Genomic DNA, 25,192 nt, shown 5'->3' with positions numbered 1-25,192 from the left:
AATCGGCAGAGAAACATATCTGCCGGAAGGATGGCATTTGCGGCTGGCGTGAAGCTGGTGTCGGGGGCGTTCAGATCTGCCAGAGGCGAGCAGCCTCGGCGCGCAATCTGTCGATGGCGGCGATCGCCAGTTCGGGGTCCATCTGCAGGACTTCGGCCGCACGGCGCAACTCTGCGGCATCGGCAAGCTTGCCGGTGACCCAGAGCATTTTGCGCCCGATATCAGCGCCATAAGCCTGTTCCGCCTTGACAATCGATGCGTCAGGAAATGCGCCATAGGCGCCGAGAAGCATTCCGAGGTCGAAAGCGTCGCGATAGGCAACCGCGCGATCCTGGCACCGATCGGCATTGGCGAGCAGCTTTTCCGCGAACATGTCTTCGACGGCGAGCACAGGCACGTTCAACCCCGCATGGAGCGCGCCCGCTAAATGAATGCGCGCTTCGCGAACGATCTCGAAGCGAATCTGCTGGCCATTGATACCTAAGACCGTGCGGATCCCATATTGATCGGCACGAAACTCACGGATCGGCGAAACCGGTGGACCGAAGAAGGCCGGCAGGCCCCTCTCCACCGCCGCGCCGCGCAGGCGCCGGTAGCCATCCGCATCCGCGCACAGGAAGTCGACATCCAGCGACAGGCGGTATTCTCCGAGCAGCATGACAATCGCCGTCCCGCCCGCGAACCAGCATTGGCTGTCCAGGAAGAGATCACGGTCGAGCAGCGATAAAGCTTCGGCGATCGTGCGATGTTCTTGCCGCTTGAATTCCATCGAGCGCAGTTTACCCACCAACGATAAAGAAAGCGAAAATCAGGATACCAGAAGCACGCCATTGCCATAGGCGCGGGTGAGACCGCGGATCAGCTCCGCCTCGGCTTCCGTTAGCGCGCTCGCATCTACGAAACGCCAGTTGCGCTCGTAAAGCGCATAGGCCTCATCGGCGGGAATGGGGCGTGCGGTATCGCGGCTCCAGGCGAGCATCTTGAGCTCGGGAAACTCGTTCGGAATGATCTCGCGTACGATCCAGTCTGCCATTCCTTCATTATAGGGCGGCGGCCCTGAAATTTGAAGGCGTGCCTTTACGCCGCCACGCCCTGGAAGAAGTGGATGCTCTGGGCGATCTCGGCGGGGAGTGCCGAGGTGTGGTTGCCGGCGACCGTATCGGTTTCGATGCGGATGTTGGCGCGCCGCGCGCGGCGCGCGAGCAGGTCGGCGCGGTCGTTGAAATGCTCCTCTTCCGTACCGTGGACGACGCGGACCGGGCATTTGAAGCTTTCGGCGTAGCAGAGCGCGGTGCGGACCTCGAATTCCCGCTCGTTGCTGTCGTCGAAGCGGATATCCTGCGGGTAGCGGTTGAAGAAGCGGAAGGCGTCGGGATTGCCGGAGATCGGGGCTGCGGCGCGGAACTTGTGGGTCGACATCGCCGCCAGCATGGTCAGCGTGCCGCCGATGCTGTGACCGGCGATGAACAGGCGATTCTGGTCGACACCAGGCAGATGCGCCATGCGGTCGGCGGCGGAGAGCACATCATCGACTTCGTCGTAGAAGCCGGAGAAATTGCCCATCTGGCCGTTTTCGCCGCGCAGCGACGGCATCATCACCACGAAACCGGCATCCATATAGGGCTTCATCAGCACCCAATGGCCCATGCCCATGGCATTGCCGCCATGCAGGAAGAGGACGGCAGGTTTGGGTTGGCGGGTGCGGGTATATTTGCTGACCCAGGCACGCAGTTCCAGCTCGCTGCCCGCCCCCGAGCGGTAGAAGATCTGGTCGCCATCGGCGGGTGCCACGAGGATTTCGTACTTGTCCGGCGCCGGGCCCTTCTGCAGCAGCTTGGTGCGGAAATGGCTGCGGACCTTGGCGTAGTCGTGGGAGATCAGCTTGGGCTTTGCGGGAACGTCAAAAGCGCGGGCCATGCCCGGCAGCAGCAAGCTTCCGGCAATGCCCGCAAGAACCGAGCGGCGCTGACGGAAGAAGGCATTCTGGTCATCGGTCATTGTTCAGCACTCTATGTACCCGGCCGCTAAAATGTGCCTGCAAATGCAATGACAACCAATACACATTGTGTTGAAAATGTGACCCTGCGGCATTTTGCGCAGGCGCGTCATTCCGCCGCCCTGGCGTCGATCATGGCGACCAGCGTTTCCAGCCGGTCGGCCTCGTAGCTCGGCTTGTCGGGCCTGAGGCGCGAGATGCGCGGGAAGCGCATCGCCACCCCGGATTTATGCCGGGTCGAGCGGTTGATCCCCTCGAAGGCAACCTCGACAACGAAGCCGAACTCCTTGTCCGCCCTGACGGCGCGGACCGGGCCGAAACGCTCGGTCGTGTTGTTGCGCACGAACTTGTCGAGCACTTCGAGCTCCTGATCGGTGAAGCCGAAATAGGCCTTGCCGACGGGCACCAGCTGTTCTCCATCCGGCATCTCGGCCCAGACGCCGAAGGTGAAATCGGAATAGTAGCTGGAGCGCTTGCCGTGGCCGCGCTGCGCATACATCAGCACGGCATCGACATTATAGGGATTGCGCTTCCACTTGAACCACGGCCCCTTCATGCGGCCGGCCTGGTAGATGCTGTCTTTCCGCTTGATCATCACCCCTTCGATGACCGGATCGGGGGGCGTGGAGCGCAGCCCGTCGAGCTCTTCCCAGGTGGAGAAATCGACGAGCGGCGAGAGGTCGAAGCGGTCGTGCGGCGCCTGTTCGATGATCTCAGAAAGGCGGTCGCGGCGCTCGGTGTAGACAGTGCCGCGCACATCCTCCTCGCCGTCGAAGAGCAGATCGTAGGCGCGGATGAAGGCGGGGTATTCCTCGAGCATCTTGCCGGTCACCGTCTTGCGGTTCAGGCGCTGCTGCAGGTCGGAGAAGGTGCGGGTCGGGCTGTTGGAGCGGGCGGTGCCGCCGACCAGCAGCTCGCCGTCGACGACGCCGTTGAAGCTGATGGAATCGAGGACATCGGGGAAGGCGCCGGAGATATCGTCGCCCGAGCGGGAATAGATCTTGCGCGTGTCGCCGGAACGGGAAAGCTGGACGCGGATGCCGTCCCATTTCCACTCGGCGGCATAATCCTTGGGGTCGAGATTGGCGAGGTCGCCCTCCTCGACGGGATTGGCGAGCATGACGGAATGGAAGATCGCCGGCGTCGCCAGAACCGGCTTGCCGCCCTTGCCTTCCAGCCATTCGAAGAGCGACTCGTAGGGCGGTTCGAGGCCGTGCCAGAGCGTCTCGATCTCGGTCACATCCTTGCCGCCGAGCTCGGCCAGCGCCTGCTTGGCGAGACGGGCCGAGACGCCGATGCGCAGCGCCCCGGTGGCGAGCTTGATGAAGCCGAAGCGGCCGGAGGCATCGAGCCGGTCGAGGAGATCGCGGACATAGCTGCGGACTTCGGTGCGCCCGAGCGCATTCATGCGGGTGACGACTTCGCCGAGGCGCGGCTGCGCGAGGGCGGAGCGCTCGATGTCCTTCTCGTTGTCCCAGACCAGCGAAATGGTCTCGGCGAGATCGCCGACATAATCGTAGGAATAGCGGAACAGCACCTCGTCCATGCGCTCCAGCACCAGTTCGCGCAGCATGGCGGGCTTGACGTTGCGGACCTCGAGCGTGCCGGCGATGGCGGCAAGGCCATAACCGCGATCCGGGTCCGGCGTGTCGCGGAAATAGTCGGTGAGGAGCTTGAGCTTGCCGTTTCGCGAGGGGGTGAGGACGAGACGGTCGAGGAGGTCGGCGAAGGGTTTCATCGGTGGGGGCCGCCGGAACTCTGGGTGGGGTACCCCCCTCTGTCCTGCCGGACATCTCCCCCACAAGGGGGGAGATCGACTCGTGGTGAGGGTCTCCCCAAACAATTCAGATTGGAGCGAGCGGGTGCGCCCAGCCGATCTCCCCACCTGTGGGGGAGATGCCCGGCAGGGCAGAGGGGGGCTGGCGAGGCACGATGGCCGACGGACATGAGCTCCATCAATCCCCCTCGTCCTCGTAACCCACCAGATGCAGCGGCTTGGCCTTCACGCCCTGCAGCTCGCACCAGCGCACCAGCGCCTCCTCGCGCCCATGCGTGACCCAAACCTCGGCGGGGTGCAGTTCGGTGATCGTTTCGGTCAGTTCCGGCCAGTCGCAATGGTCGGAGATGACCAGCGGCAGTTCGACGCCGTTCTGTTTGGCGCGCTGGCGCACCATCATCCAGCCGGAGGCGAAGGCGGGGAGCGGTTCGTGGAAGCGGCGCGCCCAGCGGTCGGCGAAGGCGGATGACGGGCCGACGACGATGGCGCCCTTGAAGGCGGATTTGTCGCGGCCTTCGACAGTGGCGGGCAGCAACTCTCCGAGATCGATCCCCTGCCCCTGATAGTAATCGCAGAGCCGCTCCATGGCGCCGTGGATATAGATCGGCTGGTCGTAACCGGCATCGCGCAAAAGGCGGATGACGCGCTGGGCCTTGCCGAGCGCGTAGGCGCCGATCAGGTGGGTGCGCTCGGGAAATTGGCGCAGCGACGCGAAGACCTTGCCGATCTCGTCCATCGGGTCCGGGTGATGAAAGACCGGCAGGCCGAAGGTCGCCTCGGTGATGAAGACGTCGCAGGGGACAGGTTCGTAGGCGGCGCAGGTCGGGTCCGGCCGGCGCTTGTAGTCGCCGGAAGCGACGATGCGGGTGCCGTTCTTCTCGACCGCGATCTGTGCCGAGCCGAGGACGTGGCCGGCCGGATGAAAGCTGACCTTGACGCCGTTGACGGAGATTTCCTCGCCGAAAGCGGCGGCCTGTTCGCTGCCGGCGAAATCCTCGCCGTAGCGCAGCCGCATGATATCGAGCGTCTGTCGCGTCGCCAGCACATGGCGATGGCCGGGGCGCGCATGATCGGAATGTCCGTGGGTGACAAGCGCCCGGTCGACTGGCCTGACAGGATCGATATAGAACCCGCCCTCCGGGCAGAAGAGCCCTTCGGGGGCGGGATAAAGCAGGGCGTCGGGTCGCGTCATGCAAGGGAAGATAGCGGCATCGCGGCGAAGCGCCAGTAGCGGGCGGAAATTGCGCCGCCCGCTATTTGAACATGCGCACCACATCGCCCGGCGGCAGCGGCTTGGCAAAGCGGAAGCCCTGGGCCTCCTCGCATTTTGCCCAGCGCAGGAATTCCAGCTGGGCGTCGCTCTCGACGCCTTCGGCGACGACGGTCAGCTGCAGGGTCTGGGCGAGCGAGATGACGGCCGAGGCGATGGCGACGGCGGTCTTGTCGCCGGGCAACGCCTCGACCAGCGAGCGGTCCATCTTCAGCCGGTCGAAGGGGAAGGTCTTCAGCGCCGCGAGGCTGGAATAGCCGGCGCCGAAATCGTCGATCGACAGGCGCACGCCGAGCCGGTGCAGGCGGCCCATGATGCCGATCGCCTTGTCGACGTCCTGCATGACGGTGCTTTCGGTGAGCTCCAGCTCCAGCCAGCGCGGATCGAGGCGGTGACGCTCAAGCGCTTCGTGGACGTGCCCGGCGAAATCCGGATCGGCGAACTGCTTGGCGGACACGTTGACGGCGACGGTTACGGGCTTCAGGCCGCGATCCTGCCATTCGCGCGCCTGGCGGCAGGCTTCGTTCAGCACCCAGAGACCGAGCGGGATGATGAGGCCGCTCTCTTCGGCAAGCGGGATGAAATTGCCGGGCGGAATCATGCCGCGCTGCGGATGGTTCCAGCGCACCAGAGCCTCCAGGCCGGTCAGGCGGCCGGAGACGACGGCGACCTGCGGCTGGTAATGCAGGCAGAGGTGATCGGCGACGATCGCTTGGCGCAGTTCCTCTTCCTCGGTCAGCGGGATATCGACGCAGTAGTCGCGCTGGCGATTGTGATATTGCAGCCTGTTGCGGCCGAGTTCCTTGGCCCGGTACATGGCCTGATCGGCATTGGCGATCAGCTCTTCCGGCGTGTTGCCGCCCGCGGGGAAGGCGGCAACGCCGATGCTGCTGGTGACCGGGAATTCCGTTCCATCGAGGATGACCGGTCTAGTCAGCGCCTTCTGCAGCTCGCGAAGGCGGCGCTGGATGCCGGCATCGTGGCTGGACTGATGGACGAGGACGACGAGGAACTCATCGCCGCCGAGGCGAACGACCATGTCGGAAGCGCGGACGCAATTGACCATGCGCGCGGCGATCTCCTTCAGGACCTCGTCGCCTGCGGCATGGCCGTGGCTATCGTTGATGTCCTTGAAATTATCGAGGTCGATATAGGCGACTGTGACCTTGCGGTTGTTTCGGCCGGCCTGGAACAGGGTTTTTGCCATGCGCTCCTTCAGGAAGGCGCGGTTCGGCAGGCCCGTCAGGTCGTCGTGATGGGCCATGAAATAGATGCGGTCGTCGACGCGTTTGCGCTCGATGGCAATGCCGGCGATATGGGTGGCGACGGCCACCATTTCGCGCTCGTGCTCACTGGGTTCGCGCACCGTATCGGAATAGAGCGCGAAGGTGCCGAGCACGTTGTTCTGCGAGGTCAGGACCGGCGCCGACCAGCAGGAGCGGAAGCCGAATTCGGCGGCGACGCCGCGAAAATCCTCCCAGAGCGGATCGGAGAGCACATCCGAGACGATGACGGTCTTGCCGCGCCAGGCGGCCGTGCCGCAGGAACCGACCTTGGGGCCGATAGGGATGCCATCGATCATCCGGCTATAGGCGCTCGGCATGTTCGGGGCCGCGCCATGATGAAGGCGGGTGCCGTCGCGGTCGAGCAGCAGGACGGAACCGGTGACGCCATCGAGCTCCGCCTCGATGAGCAGAACGAGCGCCTCGAGGATCATTTCCAGCGGCTCGTTGCGGGCGATCATTTCAAGGAGCGCCGACTGGCCGCGGCGCAGGTCTTCCTGGCGCTTGCGCTCGGTAATGTCTCTGGAGACGCCGATGAGGCCGACCACCTCGCCGCGATCGTTGCGCAGCGGGATCTTCGAGGTCAGGCGGCACATCGGCTTGCGGCCGGGCACCGGGATAATCTCTTCCATGTCGAGCGCCGGAACGCCCGTCGACATGATCTCCTGCTCGATATCGAAATAGCGCCGCGCCATCTCGAATTCGAAGAGATCGAAGTCGCGCTTACCGGCAATATCGGCGGCATTCTCGAAATTGTGGCTGCGGGCGACAACGGCATTGGCGAAGACGAATCGGCTGTCACGATCCTTGACGTAGAGGAAATCGGGAAGCGCGTGGACGATCGCCTTGAGGCGAACGTTCTCGATGCCGTCGGACTGATGGGCGTTGGCGGCCATCATCGCTTCTGTGGCGACAACGAGACGCTTGGTTTCTTCTGCAAGATCGCCGTCAGACTGCCATTGTTTGGCACTCATTTCGTTCATGACGACGCTCCCAACCGGCCCAGGCCGTACGCTGTAAAAGTGACAATAGAAATTGCGAATAGGCTAATGCGCATTCCCTTCGGCTTGCTTAAATGGAAAGGTGAAAGGGCGCCAAATAATCATCTACAAGAGTTTGCGTTTGCGCCTTGCGGTTACTGACAGGCAAGGTTTTCGTGCCAAAAACAAACATCCATTTGTTCAGAAATAGCTATGTGTTCCATAGCAACCAGAGGATGCCGCATGGTTGAGCGCCGGGCTATACTTGCACTGCTTGCGACGGCGGCGGTCCTCCCCTTTGCGCGCCCTGCCCTTTCGGCCAGCAAGCCGCCGGCGCTGCGCGGCGCGCTCGATGCCTCCAGCATGAAGAAGAGCGACCTGCAGGCGATGATCGACACGGCGGCCGGCAGCGATACGCCGCTTTACCTGCCGCCCGGAACCTACAAGGCGACCAATCTCGTGCTGCCCGACCGTATCAGGGTCACCGGCGTTCCCGGCGCGTCGCGCATCGTCCATACCGGGCCGCTGAACTCTGCCGAAGGGGCGCGGCGGATCGAGCTTTCTGGCATCACGATCGAAAGCGGCGGCGGCACGGCGGAGGATCTGAACGGCGGGCTTCTGCAGCTGACGGGGATCGGCGCGCTCTCGATCGACAATTGCGAATTCCGCGGCGGCACCAAGCACGGCCTGAGGCTGGAACGCTGCGCCGGACGCGTCGAACGTTCGCGCTTTTCCGGCGCCGGACAGGCGGGCATCTTCGCCGTCAATTCGGCGGGGCTGACGATCGACGGCAACATGGTGAGCGACTGCGGCAATGGCGGCATCCTGATCCATCGCTGGGACAAGGGCGAGGACAACAGCGTCGTCACCGGAAACCGTATTGCCCGCATCCGCGCCGATGACGGCGGAACCGGTGAAAACGGCAATGGCATCAACGTGTTCCGCGCAGGCGGCGTGATGGTTGCCAACAACCACATTTCCGACTGTGCCTTCACCGCCATCCGCGCCAATTCCGGCGACAACGTGCAGATCAGCGCCAACCAGTGCCTGCGCTCCGGCGAGACGGCGATCTATGTCGAGTTCGCGTTTCAGGGCGCCGTGGTGTCGGGCAATCTCGTCGATGGCGCGGCGAACGGCATCTCGATCGCCAATTTCAACGAGGGCGGCCGTCTCGTCAGCATCACCGGCAATGTGGTGCGCAATCTGAAGCTCGACGGACCCTACAAGCCCGACGTCGCCTTCGGCACCGGCATTGCCGCGGAAGCCGATACGGTAATCTCCGGCAACGTCATCGAGGGCGCGCCTTACTGGGCGCTGCAGCTTGGCTGGGGTCCCTATCTGCGCAATCTGGTGGTGACAGGAAACGTCATCCGGCAATCGGCCGTCGGCTGCGCCGTTTCGGTTGCCGACGGGGCGGGAACGGCGATCATTGCAGACAATGTCTTCGAGGCGATGAAGGATGGCGCCGTCTTCGGCTATGCCTGGGAGAAACGGCAGACCGGCGAGCTTGCGAAGGCGGGCGCCGAGGCCTTTCCGCATCTGCAGATCGAGCGAAACCGCATCATCTGACGACATATCAAAAGCTTTCATCGGTCCATCAGCCACAGCCACTTTTCCGCAGGCAGCGGCGTTTATAGGGTCCGCGCGAAACCAGAGGGGATACCGACATGCTGAAGATCTACGGCGTTTACCGCTCCCGCGCCTCGCGCGTCTACTGGATGGCCGAGGAGCTCGGCATTCCGTTCGAATATGTCCCGGTTCTGCAGGTCTTCCGGATCGCCGATCCGGCTGCCGCCGGCGCGCCGCTCCATACGCGCTCGCCCGAGTTCCTCGACGTCAATCCGATGGCGATGATCCCGAGCATCGAAGACGACGGGTTCGTCATGCACGAGTCGCTGGCGATCACCCAGTATCTCGCCAAGAAGCATGGCGGGGCGCTGGCGCCGAGGGGGCTGCAGGAAGAGGCGCTGATCAGCATGTGGTCGGTCTGGGCGACATCGGAGGTCGAGGTGCAGACGATCCAGATCGTCAAGACCTATGACAATGGGCTTGAGAATACCGAAGGCGGCAAGTCGGTGATCGCCGTTGCCACCCGCCAGCTGAAGCGGCCGCTCGACGTGCTGGAGCAGCATCTGTCGAAGAACGAATGGGTTGCCACCGACCGCTTCACCGCCGCCGACCTCAACATCGCGGAAGTGCTGCGTTACGCGCAGACGGAAGAAGCGCTGTTTACGGCACGGCCGCATATCGACGCCTGGATCAAGCGCTGCCAGTCGCGCCCGGCTTACCTGAAGATGCAGGCAGGCCGCGCCGCCGAGCCCAGCTGATCAGGCAAACAGCGCTTCCGTTTCCTTCATCTCGAAACGGATCCACTCCTTGAACGCGCGGACCTTCTTCGGCTCGCGCGTTCCTTCCGCGCTGATGAAATAATGGCCGAAGCCGGTTCTGGCGCGGATGCCGAAGGGCGCCACGAGCTGGCCGGCCTGCAGCGAATAACCCGCCAGCGTCTGCCAGGCGAGCATCACCCCCTGCCCGGCGATCGCCGCATCGAGGCAGAGCGAGGCATCGTTGAAGACATGCCGCGTCGTCAGCGTCGAACCGGAGAGACCGGCCTCGCGCATCCAGACTTCCCATGAAAACATCGCCTTGCCGTCGATGATGGCGGGGAGTTTCAGGATATCCCGCGGTTCGCGCAGCCCTTCGGCGACGCGCGGCGCGCAGACCGGAAAGACCTCCTGCTGCAACAGCAGCTCCGCCCTGACGCCCGGCCACTGGCCGCTGCCGACGCGAATGCCGAGATCGACATCGGAGGCCGCCGGATTGACGAGCCTTGTCGTGGCGTCGATGCGCAGATTGATATCGGGGAAATGCTCGGCAAAGCGATCGAGCCGGTAGACCAGCCAGCGCGCCGCAAAGACCGGCGCCACCGAAATCGTCAGCGTCGTCTCGTCCTTCTTCTGCGCCATCGACACGGCTTCGGAGAGACGGGCCATGCCCTCGCTCAGCGCCGCCAGAACCGCCGTCCCGGCTTCGGTGACGACCATGCCCTTCGGCGTACGCTCGAAGATCGCCCGCTCCAGCTGCGCCTCGGCCTTGATGACCTGCTGGCTGACCGCGCCGACCGAAACGCCGAGCTCATCGGCCGCCAGCTGCAGCGAGCCGAGACGGCCAACTGCTTCCAGCGCCCGCAGGCCGTTCAGATGGACGGAGTTCAGGTTTCGCATATAGGTTTTCTATAGTGGCTGCCGCGTAATCTCAATTGAAAACGAGTATGGGAAGCGCGATATTTCAGGCATCAAGATCGATCGGAACCAACTTTATGCGAGGCTTTGAACGTTGCCGCGCTGCCGTTCCGTTTTGCGAGGAAAGCGAGGATTACCATGTCGCTTCTGAAGTTTTTCTGGAATGAACTGGTTTCGGCTCCGGTTGTGCCTGATGATCCGCTGGCGCATTGCGAGATAGCGGGAATGTCGCAACGGGAAATCGCCGATTTGCCGCTGAGTTTTCCGAAGCCGAAGCCGACGCGGTTCGAGGTGGTGCGGCTGGCGCGGTGCGCGTGAGCTGACACGGTGGCGCTCTCACCCGGAGCCCCCTCGAAGGGTCGGATGAGGGGGCCGCGGTCGCCAGGTTATCGGTCCGCGAGATGCATTCACCGTGATAGACTCTCCCACGCCGAAATGAGGGAGAACAACGCCATGCCCGAAACAATGGACAGCATCTTCGCCCGCCTGATCCGGCTTGCCGAGGAAGCCGGGTTGCCCGGCGTCGAGCAGAGCACGACCTATGGCAATCCGGCGCTGAAGGTCGGCGGCAAGGCGTTTGTTTCGGTGAAGAACAACGAGACGCTGGTGCTGTCGATCGCCATTCCGGACAAGGAACAGCTGCTCGAGATGGCGCCGGAGATCTATTTCCAGACGGACCACTACAAGGGCTGGCCGTCGCTGCCGGTCAGGGCGGCGGCGATCGGGGATGACGAGCTGCGCGGGCGGCTCGTCAATGCCTGGCTGTTCCGGGCGCCGAAAAAGCTGGCGGCGACCTATCGGGCTTAGGCCTGGTCTTTGGCCAATGCCGCATTGACGGCCGGGCGTTCCAGCATGCGGGCGTAGTGGGCGGAAACCTTCGGGAAGCGGGCCATGTCGACGCCGTCGCCGGGGAGCCACTTGGTCATGGTGAAGAGGTAGCCGTCAGCCACGGTATACTGCTCACCCATGGCCCAGGGGCCGGCGAACATCTTGTTCTCGATCATCTCAAAACTCTCGCCCATGGTCTGCGGCACCTTGGCGCTCATGTCGGCGATCGCGGCGGGATCATTGGCCCAGCGGGCGCCGCGGCGGCTATGGGCGTGGTTCACATGGACGGTGGAGGAGAGATAGCTGTTGAAGGCCTGCAGGCGGGCGAATTCGAAGGGATCGTCGAGCGGCGCGAGCTTTGCCTGCGGCACGGTCTGGGCGATATAGGCGAGGATGGCGATCGTTTCCGTCAACACGCCGCGATCGGTGACCAGCGCGGGGACGCGGCCCTTCGGATTGATCTTCAGATAGTCAGCCGCACGCTGCTCGTTGTCCTTGACGCTGAGCTTCTTCGGCTCATAGGCGAGACCCGCCTCCTCCAGGGCGATCAGGCTTGCGAGCGCGCATGTTCCCTGGGCGAAATACAATGTCAGCATGATCGTCTCCCTGTTTGGGGGAGATGTATAGCGTGGCGGCGGAGCGGCTGCCATGAGGAAATCGGACGCAGCCCCCTACCCTCCCTCATCTCTGTAACATTCCGTAGGCATCGCCCTAAGGGCACAGAGATGAGGGAGCTGTGCGCACCCTTACGCCGCCACCGCACATCCCGGCACATCCTCGAGCCGGTGCCAGACCGGGATGCCGCGTTCGCGGGCGATGCGGACGTCGTTGTCGGCGCCCTTGGAGTCACCCGGCAGGCGCAGAACGCCCTCGCAGAGCTCCAGCAGGCGGTGGGCGACGGGGTAGAAGATTTCCTCGTGCAGGGCGTCGCCGATCGTCTCACCGCCCGCGGCATGCCAGACCGGCAGCGCCACCCATTCGCCGATCATCGGCACATGGCCTGCCCGGAACAGCGCGTAGGACGGCTCTTCCAGCCGCTTCAGGTTGGCAGCCATCTTTGCCGGGTCGTCACCCGTGCCAGACCGGTAGGGACCGGCAATCAAAATCAACATGATCAAAACTCCACAACTCCCGGCCTCATGCACGGGATCTCACGATAATGCGCGAAACTGCTTGCTTGTCGAGTCATTTCGGGCAATATCGTGAGGTATCGTAAATTTCCGTGCAGGACCATGCTGACCACACAACGCAAATCCCTGATCCTCGACATCCTGCGCCGCGACGGCCAGGTGGTGGCCAAGCACGTTGCCGAAGACTTCTCGCTGTCGGAGGATACGATCCGCCGCGACCTCCGGGAGATGGCGGCCGAGGGCTTGCTGAAGCGTGTGCATGGCGGGGCGCTTCCGCTCTCGCCGGATCTGCCTGATTTTTCCGCGCGCCGCGCCGTCGCGTCAGATGCCAAGCAGCGGCTGGGCACGCTGGCGGCCGGGATGGTGAAGGCGGGGCAGCTGATCTTCCTCGACGGTGGCACGACGACGGCGGAGATTGCCCGGCGGCTGCCGCGCGACATCGCCTTTACCGTCGCCACCCACAGCCCGACGATCGCAGCCGAACTGGAGCATCATCCGACCGCCGAGGTGATCCTGACCGGCGGGCGGCTCTACAAGCACTCGATGGTGGCAACAGGTGCGGCGGCGATGAGCGCGATCTCGCAGCTGAGGCCCGATATCTTCTTCCTCGGCGTTACCGCCGCGCACCCGGTTCATGGGCTGTCGACGGGGGATTTCGAGGAGGCGGCGATCAAGCGGCATATCGCCCGCTGCTCGGTCGAGACCTATGTGCTGCTGACCGAAGAGAAGCTCGATCTCGCCTCGCCCTGCCCGGTTCTCGGCGTCGGTGAGGTTTCCGGGCTGATTGTGCCGGAGGGGATTGGGGAGGCGCGGCTTTCTCCCTACCGGGTGCTCAACGGCGCGATCCTCGTGGCATGAAGGGTTCGATCAGCCGCTCGCGCAGCAGCGCCAGGTCCTGCGGCAGCAGCGTTGCGGCCAGCCCGGCGGCGAAGAGGCCGAGCACCGTATAGGCGGGCACCATGCTGTTGGTTCCGAGATCGAGGGCATGTTCCAGCGGCGCCTGCAGGCCGGCGATCGAGGATGCGATCCAGGGCATGCCGATCAGGCGGGCGGGCGCGGCGGCGAAACCCGGCGTTTGCGCCAGCGCCGTCAGCGCGCCATAGGCGGTGCAGAACCAGAGCAGCCCCTTGAGCCAGAGCCATTCGCCGAAAGGCACGGTGCGCCCTTCCTCGAACGGGATTGCCAGATAGGCGCAGAGGACATTGATGAACAGGAACGCGGCAGGCAGGCTTTCGGCGACCATTTCCGGCCGCAACATGCCGGTCCAGCCGGCCGCCAGGATGCCCGGGAAACCCGCCGAGGCATAGAACCAGAGCAGCGCCACGGCGGCCCAGGCCCATCCGGCCTTGAGGTAGCGCAGCCGCGCCACGGTGCAGACCACCATGATCAGGCTCGCCAGCCCCATGCCGGCCGGCTTCATCGCACCCGACATGGTGAGCACGATCGGCCCGCAGGACCCGGCCACTTCGGCGCAGCCGGACATGGCGACGATCGCCCAGGTGACGTAATCGAAACACATGGAAAAGAACAGGAAGACCGCGACTGCGATCAGCATCCACCAGAGATAGCGGCCTGCAAACATATCCTGCCCTCATGGCATAGGAGGAGTGGAACCTCGCGCCATTGTAGGACAAATTCCGGCGGCCGCACGCGCAGCCGCCGGAATTGGTTTAATCCATATTAGTGTTTGCTGATTTTTGTAAAGCTTATGTGCCGCAACGGTACGAGTCGTTAGGAAAACGCAGCCGTGGCGCGCACCTCGCCCACCACTGCGCCATTGCGATTGTGAATCGGACGGGTGGCGAGCGCCATCAATGCCGCATGCGTTTCGCCGCCCTTTTCGAAAAAGCGGGCGAGTGTGGCGGCAACCATGGCTTCGGCGGCGCGCGTCGTGCCGTCTTCGCATTTCAGTGCGACAGCAATCCCCTGCTCCGGAAGCGTGGCGCAGAAGACGCCTTCGGCACCGGTCTTGGCGAAGATCTTGCCGGGGGCGATCTGCATCAGCGCCGTGCAGGTGCCGCCGGTGCCGGAGACGTAGAAGGGCTCGGCCATACAGGCTTCCATCAGCCGCTTCGAGGCGCGGGCGCGCAGCGGCTCGAGGCCGTTGCCGGTCGTCATCTTGGCAAAGCCATGCGCCAGGCGCCTCAGCGGTACGGCATAGGTCGGGATGGCGCAGCCGTCGACCCCGCAATTGTCATGGGCGAGCACGGCGCCCGTCAGGCTTTCCATCGTGCCGCGGATTTCCCGCTGCAGCGGATGGTCGTAGCCGACATAGCCCTTGGTATCGATGCCCTGATGGACGCAGGTGCAGACGAAGCCGGAATGCTTGCCGGAGCAATTGTTGTGAAGCGCATTCGGCTTGTCGATGGTGCGGGCCTGATGGATCAGCACTGCCTGGTTTCCCGACCAGTGGGTGCCGCATTCGAGCGCGCTCTCGTCACGCCCGGCGCGCGCCAGCATCGATGCGGCGAGCTCGACATGCGCATCCTCGCCGTAATGCGAGGAGCAGGCGAGCGACAATTCGCTGTTGCCGAAGCCATAGGCATCCGCCGCGCCGCTTTCCACCAGCGGCAGCGCCTGCATCGCCTTGCAGGCCGAGCGCGGAAACACCGCCGCATCGGCATCGCCCAGCGAGAACACCACCTTGCCGTCCCCATCGACGGCGACCACCATGCCGCGATGACGGCTTTCGACGAGCGAACCACGGGTGACTTCGACAGTGACGGGATTGGACATGGGGGTTTCCTGCGGCTGGTGTTTCGAGAGCAATAGCCATTTGCCGGAGCCTTGCCAACCGCTCAGTCAAAACCATGCTGCAAGCGACCCAGCGCTGTGGTAGCGTCCCTGCAACAAGGAATTTCCGATGCCGAAACCACAACACCGGATTGCCGTCGAACTGCCGGAAGAGCTGGAGAGCAAGGTCGCCTCGCTTGCAGCGAGCACCGGCCGCTCGCAGGCCGAACTCGTGACCGAGGCGGTGGAGAGCTATATCGCCAACACGGCGCGCTGGCAGCAGGACATGCAGGAGGCTCTTGATGGCATCGGCGATGGCGGCCATGACGGAGACGACGTCCTGAAGTGGCTCGACAGCTGGGGCACGGAACGCGAGCTTCCGCGCCCGGCCCTTCGTCCCGTCCGCTGATTTCCCGGCATGGAGCTTCGCTTCAGCCGCCAAGCGCTCGCAGATCTCGACGACCTCAAGCAGTGGCTTGGCCCACGCAGCCCGCAAGGACACAGAAGCGTTGCGGCCGCCCTTTCCCGCTGCATCCGCAAGCTGACCGACCATCCGGATGCCGGGCGCCCGACCGCCATGCCTGACATTCGCGAGCTGATCGAGCCCCGCTACGGCTTCATCATTCCCTATACACAGCGCGGCGGCATCATCTGGATCCTGCGGGTCTACAGCGCGCGGCGATATCCGCTGAACCTCACCGAAATCAAACGCCCGCCCGATGCCCCATGACGGGCGCAATTGCGCCATCATGGTCGGGAATATCATCCTATCGGCGCTGGTTGAGGGGCTTTGTCGTTCATGCGGTTTTTCAAGAGGCTGTTTCTGGCAATCGTGGTCATCTATCTGCTGCCGGCGATCGCGGCTGCCGGGTGGTGGGCGCTGAAGGAGCGGCCGCAGAGCTGGCGTGAGGCGAAGTGGACATCGGCGGGTGTTTTGCCGAAGCCGGATGCCGACGGCGAGGCGGCGATCTACATTCTCTCCGCCTCGACGGGCGGCATGAAAGGCGCGGTCGCCAGCCATTCCTGGATCGTCACCAAGGGTGCGGGAGACACTGCCTATAATCGCTATGACAAGGTCGGCTGGGGCTCGCCGATCCGCCGCAACAACTATCAGCCGGATGCCTACTGGTATTCGAACACGCCGCATATCGTGCGAGCGCTGAAGGGGCCGGAGGCGCAGGCGCTGATCCCCAGGGTCGAAGCGGCGATCCAGTCCTATCCCTATGCGGCGACGGGTGATTACCGCATCTATCCCGGGCCGAACTCCAACAGCTTCGTCGCCCATGTGCTGCGCACCGTGCCCGAACTCGGCACCGTCCTGCCGCCGGATGCCGTCGGCCGCGATTTCCTCACCGACGGCCGCTTCTTCGAGATCGACCCCGATGGACGCGACATGCATGCGACGCTCTACGGCCTGATCGGCTTTGCCGCCGGTGCCCGCAGCGGCTTCGAGGTGCATTTCATGGGGCTGGTGGCTGGCGTCGACATCGCCAATCCCGGGGTGAAGATCCCGGCATTCGGGCGGGTCGGGATTTGATCTCAGTGCAGCGTGGCGACGGGATTGAACACCTGCCCCAGGAAGGCGCGCAGGACATCTCGCGAATGATCCGACGGGATGTTGTGGCCGCAATCGAAGATGCGGAGCTCGACCGGAACACCCGCGTCTGACAGCGCCTCGGAGAATATCTCGGCCTGTGCAACGGAGGCGCGGTCGTCATGCCTTCCGTGCAGCAGCAATGTTTCCGCCTGGAATTTGCGGGCGTGATGGAGCGCCGAGCGGGCGCGGAAGGCGTCTTCCGACAGGCCGGCTTCGCGCTCGATCGCTTGGCGCAGACCCGGCCATGCGGTGTCAAAAGCGGCCTTCAAATCATAGACGCCGCCGGAGAGGATGATGGCGCGCAGATCATCGACTTGGGCCGCGGCCATCGCCGATGCGACGGCGCCGCGGCTGTGGCCGTAAAGCACGATGCGATGTGGATCGACGGTGGGTTGCTGGCGGAGAAACGACAGGGCGGCAATGATTGCCTGCTGGGTCTTCGGGCCGCAGAAATCGGGCGGGCCGTCTGATGCGCCGAAGCCCGGCTGGGAGACGGCGGCCGCCGTGATATCCAGTCTCGACGAGAAGCGGGCGAGCATGCCGGAATCGGCGGCTTCGCTGGCGCCGATCAGGCTGCCGCCCTGATTGCCGTGGACGAAAAGCAGCGCGCCTTTCGGCACCGGATTTGCCGGTTGCGCCTGGATGAGCTCGACGGTTGCCCCGTCTCCCCGGTCGATCAGATGCCGCGTTATCCTGGGCATGAAGGCTCCGCTTGATGAGTGCGCGCAAAAGTAGCGTCGCTTTCGCGAGTCGGCAATCACGCGCCGTCGCACCCCATCACACGAATTGACATCCCCATCACAAACTATCGTTTTCCGATCGCGCCTCGCGGGACTACAGGTAGCGCATCGGGAATCACATCCATGCCATCTGCCTTCTCCGTCATCATCCGCGAACCGAAAATCCGCATTCCGGCAATCACGCTGGTGGCGCTCGCCTTCACCTATGCCTCGACGCTGCCTTATCAGTCGATCATCGGCATCAACGAGCTCGGCATGAGCGACGGTGCCTATTCGGCGCTGGTGTTCTTCTCGGCGCTTGCGAATGTCGCGACCAGCCTGACGCTGGGGATCTGGTCGGACCGGATGGCCGACAGGCGGCCGCTGGTGCTGATGCTCTCGGTCTGCGGCATGGTCGGCTTCGGCTCGGTCTTCATCTTTCACACGGCGCCGGTCTTCGTTCTCTGCGTGCTCCTGCTGATCCCGATGAGCAACTCGACCTACTCGATCCTGTTTGCCAGCATCCGTGCCACGACCAACCGGATGGACCGGGGTTTGGCGGGGTCGATCTCGTCGACGGTGCGGGCGCTCTATTCGGGATCCTGGGCGCTGGCGCCGGGGGTGATCGGGCTTTATCTCGCGACCGCGCAGTCGATGACGCCGGCCTACGGGATTGCCGGGGCAGCAAGCCTCACCTGCTTCCTTCTCTATTTCTTCTTTGCCGGGAAGACGCGGAAATCTTCCGGGCCGCTTTCGGAGGCGCCGGGTTTCCTGCCGTCGCTGAAGCGCATCCTGCAGCCCTATATCCTGAAGCGGATCATCGCCATGTCGCTGCTGCTCGGATTGCAGCGGCTGAACACCATGCTGTCACCGCTGATCATCACCCATCCGGCGGGAGGTACCGTCGTCGATGTCGGCTTCATGGCGGGGCTGACGGCCTTTCTGGAAATGCCTTTCATGATGATGTGGGGGACGCTGCAGAAGCGCTTCCGCAACGTGCATATCCTCGCCGTCGGCAGCCTGATCTATTGCCTCTACCTGACGCTTGCGGGCTTTGCCTCGGCGCCCTGGCACATCTATGCGCTGGTGGGGATCAATGCCTGCGGGGCGGCGGCGATCCTCAGCGTTCCCATCACCTATCTGCAGGATCTGATCGCCGACCGGCCGGGGCTCGGAAGTTCGCTGATCTCGGTCAGCGTCTTCATCAGCAACGGCGTGGCGGCAACGATCTTTGCGATCGGCACGACGCTGACGGATTATTCGGGAACGGCGCAGATCGCAGCCTTCGCCGGTCTGGGCGCGATCGGCTTCCTGCTGTTTCTGGAAAGCAGCAAGCGGCAGCTGAGCGCGGCCTAGGCGCTGATCCGGTAGGCGCAGCGGCGGGCGCCGAGCAGGATATGTTCGGAGCGCTCGACATCAGCGCCGAGCACGCTGCGGAAGGTCTCGATTTCCGAGCGGCAGAAGCCCGCACAGACTGTGGCGGCGGCGCAGATCGGGCAGTGGTTTTCGACGAGCATGAAGGAGCCATCCTCCTCCTGCCAGCAATCGGCCATATAACCCTCGCGGCTTCTGACAGCGGCGAGCTGTCTGACGCGCTCGGACAGTGCCGCGGCCGAGACGTCCTGCCGGTAGCGCGCAAGGGTTTCCGTTTCGCGGGCGGAGATGACAGCGTCGAGAGCGGCTGGGCCGAGCTCGGCGGTGATGATCGAGAGCAGGCCGGCGGTGAGTTCGGCATGGCCGTCAGGGAAGGTCTGGTGGCCTGCCGGGGTCAGCTGCCAGAGCTGCTTCGGGCGGCCGCGGCCGGCCCCCTGCTCCGTCACCGGTTCGGCAAGCCCCTCTTCGGCGAGCTTCGTCAGCTGCTGGCGGGCCGCCTCCGCAGAAATGCCGAGATGGCCGCCGACATCGGCGCCCAGTTGCGGGCCTTCGGTCTTCAGCAGAAGCAGGATACGATTGGCAGGCGATTGGCGCATATATTTTTCCAAGTTCACACTTGTTTTAATAACACAAGCATGCAATTTTCCAACTTATAAATTGGAAAATCCGTCAGGGAAAACATCAAGGCATACAGGCATGACCAGCATCGACCAGGGCGCCGCCCCGAAATCTTCCGTCTTCCAGCTCTTCACTCCAGCCCTGCTTCCGGCGACGCTGATGCTCGGCGGCGGTGTGACGCTCTACGCCGTCGAGAGCTACATCATGGCGACGATCGCGCCGTCGATCGTGCGCGACATCGGCGGATTGCCGCTGCTCTCCTGGGTGACGACGCTCTATGTGGCGGCGGCGGTTCTCGGGTCGATCTCGGTCGCCATGCGCCCGCGCGGCATGGGTCTTCGGATCGCCTATGTGTTCGGCGCCGTGCTCTTCGGCGGCGGCAGCCTGATCTGCGCGGCAGCGCCAGCGATGGAAGTGGTGCTCGCGGGCCGCGCCGTGCAGGGTTTCGGCGCCGGCATTCTGGCGGCGCTGGCCTATGCCTTCGTGCGCTTTGCCTTTCCCGAACATCTCTGGCCCAAGGCCTCGACGCTCTATGCGGCGATCTGGGGCATTGCGACGCTGCTAGGCCCCAGCGCCGGCGGGCTGTTTGCCGATGGCAGCAACTGGCGGCATGCCTTCATCATTCTCGTGCCGCTCGGCGTGCTGATGGCCGTGCTTGCGCCCTGGCTGCTGCCTAAGGCCAGGGACGACCGGGCGGAAAGCAAAATCCCCTTCCTGCAGATCGCCCTTCTGATCGGCGCCGTGCTTCTCGTCAGCATCGCGGGAACGCTGGAGCATGCGGGCGGCAAGGCGCTGCTCGTGGCGCTCTCGGTGATCGCGATCGCGCTGATGCTGATGATCGAGCGACGGGGCAGGACGCGGCTGCTGCCGACGGGGGCGGTGACGCTCGTCAAGCCGGTCGCCCGCGTCTATCTCACCATGTTCACGCTGCTCGTGGTGCTGACCAGCGATATTTACATTCCCTATTTCCTGCAGGTCCTGCATGGCGTCACACCGCTGATCTCCGGCTACCTGACGGCGCTGGTGGCGCTCGGCTGGACCTTTGCCGCCTTCTTCAGCGGCAACCTGCGCGGACCTGCGGCCATCAAGGCGATTATCGCCGGATGCGTGATCGAGGCGCTGTCGACGGCGGCACTCGCACTGCTTCTGGCGCGGGAAAACCATGCGGCCGATATCCTGATCCTCGCACCGGCGGCCTTCGCGATGCTGATGATGGGCTTCGGCGTCGGGCTCGGATGGGCGCATCTCGTCACCAAGGTACTGCAGCTGGTGCAGAATTCCGAGCAGGACAAGGCATCGGCGGCGATCTCCACCGTGCAGTCGCTCGGCAGCGCCTTCGGCGCGGCCATCGCTGGCGTCATCGCCAACAGCACCGGGCTGGTGCATCCGGGCGGGGTCGAGGGCAACATTTCGGCGGCGCACTGGCTCTATGCGGCCATGGCCCTGCCGGGGATCGTGACGGTGGTTGCGGCGCTGTCGCTGCGGGACAAGAGGGTTTGAAGTCCCATCGTCGACCGTTGCAGATGCTCGGGACAGGCCCGAGCATGACGGTGGTGGGTGAAGCTCAGAGCTTCAGCATGATCTTGCCGATATGGGCGCTGGTTTCCATGCGGCGGTGGGCTTCGACGACATTCTCGAAGGCATAGACCTTGTCGATGACGGGGGAGACGGTGCCGGCCTCGAGCAGCGGCCAGACCTGCGAGAGGAGATCGTCGCGGATGGCGCGTTTTTCTTCTGCGGTGCGCGGGCGCATGGTCGAGCCCGTCACCGTCAGCCGCTTGACCATGATCGGCGTCAGATTGACCTTTTCGGCCATCGAGCCGCCGAGGAAGGCGATGATCGACAGGCAGCCGTCCTTGGCGAGCGAGGCGATATTCTTCTCGAAATAGGCCGCACCGATCATGTCGAGCACGACATCAACGCCCTGCCCCGCGGTTTCCGCCTTGATGACCTCGGCGAAATCCTCCGTCTTGTAATTGATCGCTTTCGCCGCGCCGAGCTTGACGCAGGCGTCGCATTTGTCGGCCGAACCGGCGGTCGCGTAAACGGTGGCACCGAAGGCCTTGGCGAGCTGGATCGCCGTCGTGCCGATGCCGCTGGAGCCGCCGTGGATCAGCACGCTTTCGCCTTCGGTCAATCCGGCCATCTGGAAGAGATTGGCCCAGACGGTGAAGAAGGTTTCCGGCAGTGCGGCAGCCTTGACCGCATCGTAGCCCTTCGGGAAAGGCAGCGCCTGGCCTGCCGGCAGCAGGCAATATTCGGCATAGGCGCCGCCATTGGCGAGGCCGCAGACCTTGTCGCCGATCGCGTAGCCGGTGACGCCGGGGCCGATCGCTACGACTTCGCCGGAGAGTTCGAGGCCGAGAATGGGGCTGGCATCCTTCGGCGGCGGATAGGCGCCCTGGCGCTGCGCGACGTCGGGCCGGTTGACGCCGACGGCTTCGGTCTTCACCAGGATTTGCCCCTCGCCCGGAACCGGCAGCGGTCCGTTTGCGATCTTCATCGCATCGGGCGCGCCGAAGCTTGGCAGATCGACGAAACGCATGGTCGACGGCAGGGGCATATCCGGTCTCCTCATTCCGAAAGCACAGGAGATAATTCAGCGCCGGATGCTTGAAAAGGCGAGAAGTAGCAAAGGCGTCAATTCGCCTCGCCCAGGAGATGGAAGACCAGACCGTCGAGGCTTTCCTTGGCCGCCGCCTTGACGTGAGCGATCTCGGTGCCGACGCGGTTGATATCGTCGATGACGAGGCCATCCGGCAGCTCGAGAACGCCGATCGAGCAGCGCATCAGCGGGAACAGCGCTTCGGCGCCGGAGCGGTCGTGGCCGCGGATGCTGCCCTTGGCGCGGTCATGATCGGAATAGAGCGCCAGCACATCCTCGTGGAAATCGCTGATCAGGCGATCGAGGATCTCGCTGAGTTCGGCCTGCGTCCAGCCGACAACGCCGATGAAGAAATCGTCGCCGCCGACATGGCCGAGGAAATGCCGCTCGGCGAAGAAGTAGCGGCGCATCAGCGCGGCAAACAGCGAGATCGCGTGGTCGCCGAGATGGAAGCCGTAGGCATCGTTGAACGGCTTGAAATTGTCGAAGTCGCAATAGCAGAAGTGGCGGACGCCATCGCCGTCGCGGCCGGACTGGCGCATGAAATCGCGGATCGCGTGATTGCCCGGCAGGCCCGTCAGCGGGTTCTGGTCCTGGGCGATCTTCAGCTGCTTTTCGTTGATGACCTTGATCAGCGCTGCGGCGGAGACGACGCCAGCATAGCGCATGTTATCCGTCAGGATCAGGCAGTTGCTGCCTTCCATATTGGCGAAGATCGACATCAACCGCTCGGCATCGCTGTCGAGGCTGACGATCGGGGCGATCTCGACGAATTCGGAGATCGGCCGCTCGTAGATCTTGTTCTTCAGCAGATCGCGGCCGAAGGGGTGGTAGATGTATTGCTTCAGGTGATGTTCGTGGATGATGCCGCGCGGCTCGCCATTGGCGTTCAGCACCGGGAAGAAGCCCTGGCGCGGATTGCGGCGGAAGAGCTCGAACACCGTATCGATGCTGTCGTTCTCGAACACCGTCGGCAGCAGCTCGATCTGCTTGCGGATCAGGATCTCGTCGAGCGACTGGGTGTTGCGCTTGTTTTGCCCGAGTTCCTGCAGATGCGGAAAGGCCGGGACGAGCTCCGAAATATGCGTGGTCGGGCGGGCGATGAACCAGCCCTGGACGAGATCGACGCCATATTCGCGGCAGGCCAGGAACTCGGCCTCGGTCTCGATGCCCTCGGCGATGACGCGGGTGCCGAGAACATGGGCGATGTTGACGATGTTCTTCAGGAGGTGCCGCTTGCGCGGCTTGGTATCGATATCGGCGACGAAGTGCCGGTCGATCTTCAGATAGTCGACGGCATAGTCGCAGAGCAGCTTCATCTCGCCGTGGCCGACGCCGAAATCGTCGATCGCCAGCTTGAAGCCGGTGCGGCGCAGCTTGGAGACCAGCGCCTCGAATTCCGGCACGCTGGTATTGTCGAAGCGCTCGGAGAATTCGAAGCAGACAGAGGACGGCGGCAGGTTTGCGGCCTTCAACTGCTGCAGCAGGTTCTCGATCAGCCGGTCGCCATGCGGGATCAGGCGGACGTCGAGATTGAGGAAGAGCGTCGATGTCGCGTAGTTGCCGAGCGTCGCGAACTTTGCCAGCGCGCGGCTGGCAACCATCTGCTCGAGCGGAAGAAGCTGGTTGGAGCGATAGGCCTCGTCGAGGATTTCGACCGGGGAATCGAAGCCGATGCGCTCCTGCCCGCGCATGAGCGATTCATAGCCGAATACCGTTCCGGTTCCGGCTTCGACGATCGGCTGGAAGGCGTTTTCTACGACGAGCTTAGCAAGCGTCACGATCTGATCGCTGGCATAGCGACGAACGACGCCGGGCGCGACGGCGGCAGTCAGAGACATGCCATTCTCCACTGTGAAGTCTTCTATTTCGCAGCGAAGATGGAGGAGAAGGGTCAACGAACCCTTTCCCCAATGTGAAACTTTTGTGAAAGCTGCAGGCGCTTGTGGCGCCCGCAGAGCAATTCAGATTTTTCTTATTTTATCAAGCGCTTGACTAGGCCGAGCGGCGGCGCACCGCTTCATGATCGGCGAACATGTCGGCCACGCAGCGGCCGCTCCTGGCATGGCTTTCGCCATCGAGAATGTCGTCCTTGTATTCGCCGAGCTTGCGGGCGGCATCCCAGAGGCGGAGCGCCTCGCGGACCACTTCGCTGCTCGATGCATAACCGCCGCTATCGACGGCATCGCGAATGCCTGCTGCTTGTACCGGTGAGATCGAGACTGTGACCATCGGCATGAAATTCCTCCCTTCGTTTTGCCGGGCAGAACCTGCCCAACGGGGGACGCATGACCATTCTTGGCGTGTTGTCCGGCGGTCCATCGCCGGTGCCTTGGTATTCCTGAATTTTAGTCTCACGTCATATGCTTGTCAAAAAAAGAAATAATCCGTGATCGGGCCTGTGGATTACGGTCATAAACTGCGGCGCAACGCGAGGCCGAAAGCGAGCATGGTGGAGCCCTGCAGCAGGAGGTCGGCGGCGAGGAAGAGACCGAGGATCCAGAGGCTGTTGACCGGCCAGCCGAGCGCAATGACGAAACCTGCGAGCGCGGTGACCACGCCGCTCGCGACGATCCAGCCCCACCCCCTGGCCGGCTTCATGCGCCGGCCGACCCAGACGCGGAAGACGCCGGCGATAACCAGCGCGACGGCCAGAAACAGCGTCAGCGCCGCGGACGCCAGGATCGGGTTCATGAAGGCGAAGAGCCCGGCCAGCACATAGAGAAGGCCGCTCAGCACCCAGAAGAGGATGTGATCCCAGCCCCGCACCTGAAAGGCATGGGCGAGATAGACGATGCCGCCCGCCAGCATCAGCATGCCAACATAGTAGACCGACGCGACGGTGGCGACGAAGATGTTTGCGAAGGCGATGACGCCGCAGATCATCAGCAGCACGCCGAGACCGGCGAACCAGATCCATTTCGAATGCAGGGACGAAGACGGCATTCCCAAGACGCTTGCCATGACACACCTCCTGTGAGCGGGAGATATGTTGCACGATCCCCATCCGGAAAGACTTGACCTTCATCAAGCCTTCACA

The 25,192-nt window shown here is 63.7% G+C and carries 27 protein-coding genes; 10 read left to right on the top strand and 17 right to left on the bottom strand.

Annotated elements, in window-relative coordinates:
- Positions 1-70 precede the first annotated feature (70 nt).
- The 6 genes from ACQZ5H_RS00740 to ACQZ5H_RS00715 form a co-directional block, all read right to left on the bottom strand.
- Entirely contained in the window at positions 71-769 is a 699-nt protein-coding gene (locus ACQZ5H_RS00740; protein WP_449096432.1) for a nucleotidyl transferase AbiEii/AbiGii toxin family protein, read from the bottom strand.
- Between the two features lie 39 nt (positions 770-808).
- Complete coding sequence (locus tag ACQZ5H_RS00735; protein WP_130278807.1) at positions 809-1,033, bottom strand: hypothetical protein; 225 nt, start codon at positions 1,031-1,033, stop codon at positions 809-811.
- Between the two features lie 44 nt (positions 1,034-1,077).
- Positions 1,078-1,998, bottom strand: a complete 921-nt coding sequence (locus ACQZ5H_RS00730; RefSeq protein ID WP_449096431.1) for an alpha/beta hydrolase family protein — start codon at positions 1,996-1,998, stop codon at positions 1,078-1,080.
- Between the two features lie 107 nt (positions 1,999-2,105).
- Entirely contained in the window at positions 2,106-3,734 is a 1,629-nt protein-coding gene (locus ACQZ5H_RS00725; protein WP_449096430.1) for a cisplatin damage response ATP-dependent DNA ligase, read from the bottom strand.
- 217 nt (positions 3,735-3,951) lie between these two features.
- On the bottom strand, positions 3,952-4,965 hold the full coding sequence (locus ACQZ5H_RS00720) for a ligase-associated DNA damage response exonuclease (RefSeq protein ID WP_449096429.1): 1,014 nt from the start codon (positions 4,963-4,965) through the stop codon (positions 3,952-3,954).
- Between the two features lie 61 nt (positions 4,966-5,026).
- Entirely contained in the window at positions 5,027-7,309 is a 2,283-nt protein-coding gene (locus ACQZ5H_RS00715; protein WP_199626411.1) for a sensor domain-containing protein, read from the bottom strand.
- A gap of 240 nt (positions 7,310-7,549) precedes the next feature.
- Between ACQZ5H_RS00715 and ACQZ5H_RS00710 the strand changes: the two genes are divergently transcribed.
- Together ACQZ5H_RS00710 and ACQZ5H_RS00705 are read left to right on the top strand one after the other, a co-directional pair.
- Positions 7,550-8,875, top strand: a complete 1,326-nt coding sequence (locus ACQZ5H_RS00710; protein WP_449096428.1) for a TIGR03808 family TAT-translocated repetitive protein — start codon at positions 7,550-7,552, stop codon at positions 8,873-8,875.
- Positions 8,876-8,973: 98 nt separating this feature from the next.
- A complete protein-coding gene (locus tag ACQZ5H_RS00705; RefSeq protein WP_449096427.1) occupies positions 8,974-9,633 on the top strand; it encodes a glutathione S-transferase family protein in 660 nt (219 codons plus the stop codon).
- Here ACQZ5H_RS00705 and ACQZ5H_RS00700 read toward each other — a convergent pair whose 3' ends face one another.
- Positions 9,634-10,530, bottom strand: coding sequence for a LysR substrate-binding domain-containing protein (locus tag ACQZ5H_RS00700; RefSeq protein ID WP_449096426.1), 897 nt, complete (start codon positions 10,528-10,530; stop codon positions 9,634-9,636).
- 156 nt (positions 10,531-10,686) lie between these two features.
- On the opposite strand from ACQZ5H_RS00700, the gene ACQZ5H_RS00695 reads away from it, so the two are divergent.
- Together ACQZ5H_RS00695 and ACQZ5H_RS00690 are read left to right on the top strand one after the other, a co-directional pair.
- Positions 10,687-10,866 carry a hypothetical protein gene (locus ACQZ5H_RS00695; protein ID WP_449096425.1) on the top strand — a complete coding sequence of 60 codons (180 nt, stop codon included), beginning with the start codon at positions 10,687-10,689 and terminating at the stop codon, positions 10,864-10,866.
- A gap of 135 nt (positions 10,867-11,001) precedes the next feature.
- Positions 11,002-11,355, top strand: a complete 354-nt coding sequence (locus tag ACQZ5H_RS00690) for an MmcQ/YjbR family DNA-binding protein (protein ID WP_449096424.1) — start codon at positions 11,002-11,004, stop codon at positions 11,353-11,355.
- On the opposite strand, the gene ACQZ5H_RS00685 is transcribed toward ACQZ5H_RS00690, so the two are convergent.
- Positions 11,352-11,972, bottom strand: coding sequence for a glutathione S-transferase family protein (locus tag ACQZ5H_RS00685; RefSeq protein ID WP_449096423.1), 621 nt, complete (start codon positions 11,970-11,972; stop codon positions 11,352-11,354). The genes ACQZ5H_RS00690 and ACQZ5H_RS00685 overlap by 4 nt on opposite strands.
- A 150-nt stretch (positions 11,973-12,122) precedes the next feature.
- On the bottom strand, positions 12,123-12,488 hold the full coding sequence (locus tag ACQZ5H_RS00680; protein ID WP_449096422.1) for a DUF4406 domain-containing protein: 366 nt from the start codon (positions 12,486-12,488) through the stop codon (positions 12,123-12,125).
- A gap of 120 nt (positions 12,489-12,608) precedes the next feature.
- Between ACQZ5H_RS00680 and ACQZ5H_RS00675 the strand changes: the two genes are divergently transcribed.
- Positions 12,609-13,364, top strand: coding sequence for a DeoR/GlpR family DNA-binding transcription regulator (locus tag ACQZ5H_RS00675; protein WP_449096421.1), 756 nt, complete (start codon positions 12,609-12,611; stop codon positions 13,362-13,364).
- Here ACQZ5H_RS00675 and ACQZ5H_RS00670 read toward each other — a convergent pair.
- Positions 13,339-14,088, bottom strand: a complete 750-nt coding sequence (locus ACQZ5H_RS00670; RefSeq protein WP_449096420.1) for a hypothetical protein — start codon at positions 14,086-14,088, stop codon at positions 13,339-13,341. The genes ACQZ5H_RS00675 and ACQZ5H_RS00670 overlap by 26 nt on opposite strands.
- 149 nt (positions 14,089-14,237) lie before the next feature.
- Positions 14,238-15,242 carry an asparaginase gene (locus tag ACQZ5H_RS00665; RefSeq protein WP_449096419.1) on the bottom strand — a complete coding sequence of 335 codons (1,005 nt, stop codon included), beginning with the start codon at positions 15,240-15,242 and terminating at the stop codon, positions 14,238-14,240.
- 127 nt (positions 15,243-15,369) lie between these two features.
- Between ACQZ5H_RS00665 and ACQZ5H_RS00660 the strand changes: the two genes are divergently transcribed.
- The 3 genes from ACQZ5H_RS00660 to ACQZ5H_RS00650 all read left to right on the top strand — a co-directional run bounded on the left by ACQZ5H_RS00660 (position 15,370) and on the right by ACQZ5H_RS00650 (position 16,776).
- Positions 15,370-15,648: a ribbon-helix-helix protein, CopG family gene (locus ACQZ5H_RS00660; RefSeq protein WP_112719249.1), complete on the top strand. Its 279-nt coding sequence runs from the start codon at positions 15,370-15,372 to the stop codon at positions 15,646-15,648.
- Between the two features lie 9 nt (positions 15,649-15,657).
- A complete protein-coding gene (locus ACQZ5H_RS00655) occupies positions 15,658-15,969 on the top strand; it encodes a type II toxin-antitoxin system RelE/ParE family toxin (protein ID WP_449096418.1) in 312 nt (103 codons plus the stop codon).
- A gap of 69 nt (positions 15,970-16,038) precedes the next feature.
- Complete coding sequence (locus ACQZ5H_RS00650; protein ID WP_449096417.1) at positions 16,039-16,776, top strand: DUF3750 domain-containing protein; 738 nt, start codon at positions 16,039-16,041, stop codon at positions 16,774-16,776.
- Positions 16,777-16,778: 2 nt separating this feature from the next.
- On the opposite strand, the gene ACQZ5H_RS00645 is transcribed toward ACQZ5H_RS00650, so the two are convergent.
- Positions 16,779-17,537 (bottom strand): alpha/beta hydrolase family protein, encoded by a 759-nt coding sequence (locus ACQZ5H_RS00645; RefSeq protein WP_449096416.1) that lies wholly within the window; start codon positions 17,535-17,537, stop codon positions 16,779-16,781.
- A gap of 162 nt (positions 17,538-17,699) precedes the next feature.
- Here ACQZ5H_RS00645 and ACQZ5H_RS00640 point away from each other — a divergent pair, with 162 nt between their 5' ends.
- Positions 17,700-18,911: an MFS transporter gene (locus tag ACQZ5H_RS00640; protein WP_449096415.1), complete on the top strand. Its 1,212-nt coding sequence runs from the start codon at positions 17,700-17,702 to the stop codon at positions 18,909-18,911.
- Here ACQZ5H_RS00640 and ACQZ5H_RS00635 read toward each other — a convergent pair.
- The gene (locus ACQZ5H_RS00635) at positions 18,908-19,525 is read right to left on the bottom strand and encodes a helix-turn-helix transcriptional regulator (protein ID WP_449096414.1); all 618 of its coding nucleotides are present in this window, start codon (positions 19,523-19,525) and stop codon (positions 18,908-18,910) included. The genes ACQZ5H_RS00640 and ACQZ5H_RS00635 overlap by 4 nt on opposite strands.
- A 100-nt stretch (positions 19,526-19,625) precedes the next feature.
- Between ACQZ5H_RS00635 and ACQZ5H_RS00630 the strand changes: the two genes are divergently transcribed.
- Complete coding sequence (locus ACQZ5H_RS00630) at positions 19,626-21,047, top strand: MFS transporter (protein WP_449096413.1); 1,422 nt, start codon at positions 19,626-19,628, stop codon at positions 21,045-21,047.
- 64 nt (positions 21,048-21,111) lie between these two features.
- Here the strand turns inward: ACQZ5H_RS00630 and ACQZ5H_RS00625 are convergent, their stop codons facing one another.
- The 4 genes from ACQZ5H_RS00625 to ACQZ5H_RS00610 form a co-directional block, all read right to left on the bottom strand.
- Positions 21,112-22,110, bottom strand: a complete 999-nt coding sequence (locus ACQZ5H_RS00625; RefSeq protein ID WP_449096412.1) for an NAD(P)H-quinone oxidoreductase — start codon at positions 22,108-22,110, stop codon at positions 21,112-21,114.
- A gap of 77 nt (positions 22,111-22,187) precedes the next feature.
- A complete protein-coding gene (locus ACQZ5H_RS00620; protein WP_203429407.1) occupies positions 22,188-23,993 on the bottom strand; it encodes a GGDEF domain-containing protein in 1,806 nt (601 codons plus the stop codon).
- Positions 23,994-24,147: 154 nt separating this feature from the next.
- Entirely contained in the window at positions 24,148-24,390 is a 243-nt protein-coding gene (locus ACQZ5H_RS00615) for a ribbon-helix-helix domain-containing protein (protein WP_112719257.1), read from the bottom strand.
- 174 nt (positions 24,391-24,564) lie between these two features.
- Positions 24,565-25,116: an HdeD family acid-resistance protein gene (locus ACQZ5H_RS00610; protein WP_413711141.1), complete on the bottom strand. Its 552-nt coding sequence runs from the start codon at positions 25,114-25,116 to the stop codon at positions 24,565-24,567.
- Positions 25,117-25,192 lie beyond the last annotated feature (76 nt).

The sequence above is a fragment of the Rhizobium sp. 21-4511-3d genome, assembly GCF_053522545.1.
This window is presented reverse-complemented; position numbering and strand designations above follow the sequence as displayed.

Bases quoted from the DNA above. Each gene is read 5' to 3' on its own strand.
- ACQZ5H_RS00740 (WP_449096432.1), bottom strand. From the start codon at position 769: ATGGAATTCAAGCGGCAAGAACATCGCACGATCGCCGAAGCTTTATCG.
- ACQZ5H_RS00735 (WP_130278807.1), bottom strand. From the start codon at position 1,033: ATGGCAGACTGGATCGTACGCGAGATCATTCCGAACGAGTTTCCCGAG.
- ACQZ5H_RS00730 (WP_449096431.1), bottom strand. From the start codon at position 1,998: ATGACCGATGACCAGAATGCCTTCTTCCGTCAGCGCCGCTCGGTTCTT.
- ACQZ5H_RS00725 (WP_449096430.1), bottom strand. From the start codon at position 3,734: ATGAAACCCTTCGCCGACCTCCTCGACCGTCTCGTCCTCACCCCCTCG.
- ACQZ5H_RS00720 (WP_449096429.1), bottom strand. From the start codon at position 4,965: ATGACGCGACCCGACGCCCTGCTTTATCCCGCCCCCGAAGGGCTCTTC.
- ACQZ5H_RS00715 (WP_199626411.1), bottom strand. From the start codon at position 7,309: ATGAACGAAATGAGTGCCAAACAATGGCAGTCTGACGGCGATCTTGCA.
- ACQZ5H_RS00710 (WP_449096428.1), top strand. From the start codon at position 7,550: ATGGTTGAGCGCCGGGCTATACTTGCACTGCTTGCGACGGCGGCGGTC.
- ACQZ5H_RS00705 (WP_449096427.1), top strand. From the start codon at position 8,974: ATGCTGAAGATCTACGGCGTTTACCGCTCCCGCGCCTCGCGCGTCTAC.
- ACQZ5H_RS00700 (WP_449096426.1), bottom strand. From the start codon at position 10,530: ATGCGAAACCTGAACTCCGTCCATCTGAACGGCCTGCGGGCGCTGGAA.
- ACQZ5H_RS00695 (WP_449096425.1), top strand. From the start codon at position 10,687: ATGTCGCTTCTGAAGTTTTTCTGGAATGAACTGGTTTCGGCTCCGGTT.
- ACQZ5H_RS00690 (WP_449096424.1), top strand. From the start codon at position 11,002: ATGCCCGAAACAATGGACAGCATCTTCGCCCGCCTGATCCGGCTTGCC.
- ACQZ5H_RS00685 (WP_449096423.1), bottom strand. From the start codon at position 11,972: ATGCTGACATTGTATTTCGCCCAGGGAACATGCGCGCTCGCAAGCCTG.
- ACQZ5H_RS00680 (WP_449096422.1), bottom strand. From the start codon at position 12,488: ATGTTGATTTTGATTGCCGGTCCCTACCGGTCTGGCACGGGTGACGAC.
- ACQZ5H_RS00675 (WP_449096421.1), top strand. From the start codon at position 12,609: ATGCTGACCACACAACGCAAATCCCTGATCCTCGACATCCTGCGCCGC.
- ACQZ5H_RS00670 (WP_449096420.1), bottom strand. From the start codon at position 14,088: ATGTTTGCAGGCCGCTATCTCTGGTGGATGCTGATCGCAGTCGCGGTC.
- ACQZ5H_RS00665 (WP_449096419.1), bottom strand. From the start codon at position 15,242: ATGTCCAATCCCGTCACTGTCGAAGTCACCCGTGGTTCGCTCGTCGAA.
- ACQZ5H_RS00660 (WP_112719249.1), top strand. From the start codon at position 15,370: ATGCCGAAACCACAACACCGGATTGCCGTCGAACTGCCGGAAGAGCTG.
- ACQZ5H_RS00655 (WP_449096418.1), top strand. From the start codon at position 15,658: ATGGAGCTTCGCTTCAGCCGCCAAGCGCTCGCAGATCTCGACGACCTC.
- ACQZ5H_RS00650 (WP_449096417.1), top strand. From the start codon at position 16,039: ATGCGGTTTTTCAAGAGGCTGTTTCTGGCAATCGTGGTCATCTATCTG.
- ACQZ5H_RS00645 (WP_449096416.1), bottom strand. From the start codon at position 17,537: ATGCCCAGGATAACGCGGCATCTGATCGACCGGGGAGACGGGGCAACC.
- ACQZ5H_RS00640 (WP_449096415.1), top strand. From the start codon at position 17,700: ATGCCATCTGCCTTCTCCGTCATCATCCGCGAACCGAAAATCCGCATT.
- ACQZ5H_RS00635 (WP_449096414.1), bottom strand. From the start codon at position 19,525: ATGCGCCAATCGCCTGCCAATCGTATCCTGCTTCTGCTGAAGACCGAA.
- ACQZ5H_RS00630 (WP_449096413.1), top strand. From the start codon at position 19,626: ATGACCAGCATCGACCAGGGCGCCGCCCCGAAATCTTCCGTCTTCCAG.
- ACQZ5H_RS00625 (WP_449096412.1), bottom strand. From the start codon at position 22,110: ATGCCCCTGCCGTCGACCATGCGTTTCGTCGATCTGCCAAGCTTCGGC.
- ACQZ5H_RS00620 (WP_203429407.1), bottom strand. From the start codon at position 23,993: ATGTCTCTGACTGCCGCCGTCGCGCCCGGCGTCGTTCGTCGCTATGCC.
- ACQZ5H_RS00615 (WP_112719257.1), bottom strand. From the start codon at position 24,390: ATGCCGATGGTCACAGTCTCGATCTCACCGGTACAAGCAGCAGGCATT.
- ACQZ5H_RS00610 (WP_413711141.1), bottom strand. From the start codon at position 25,116: ATGGCAAGCGTCTTGGGAATGCCGTCTTCGTCCCTGCATTCGAAATGG.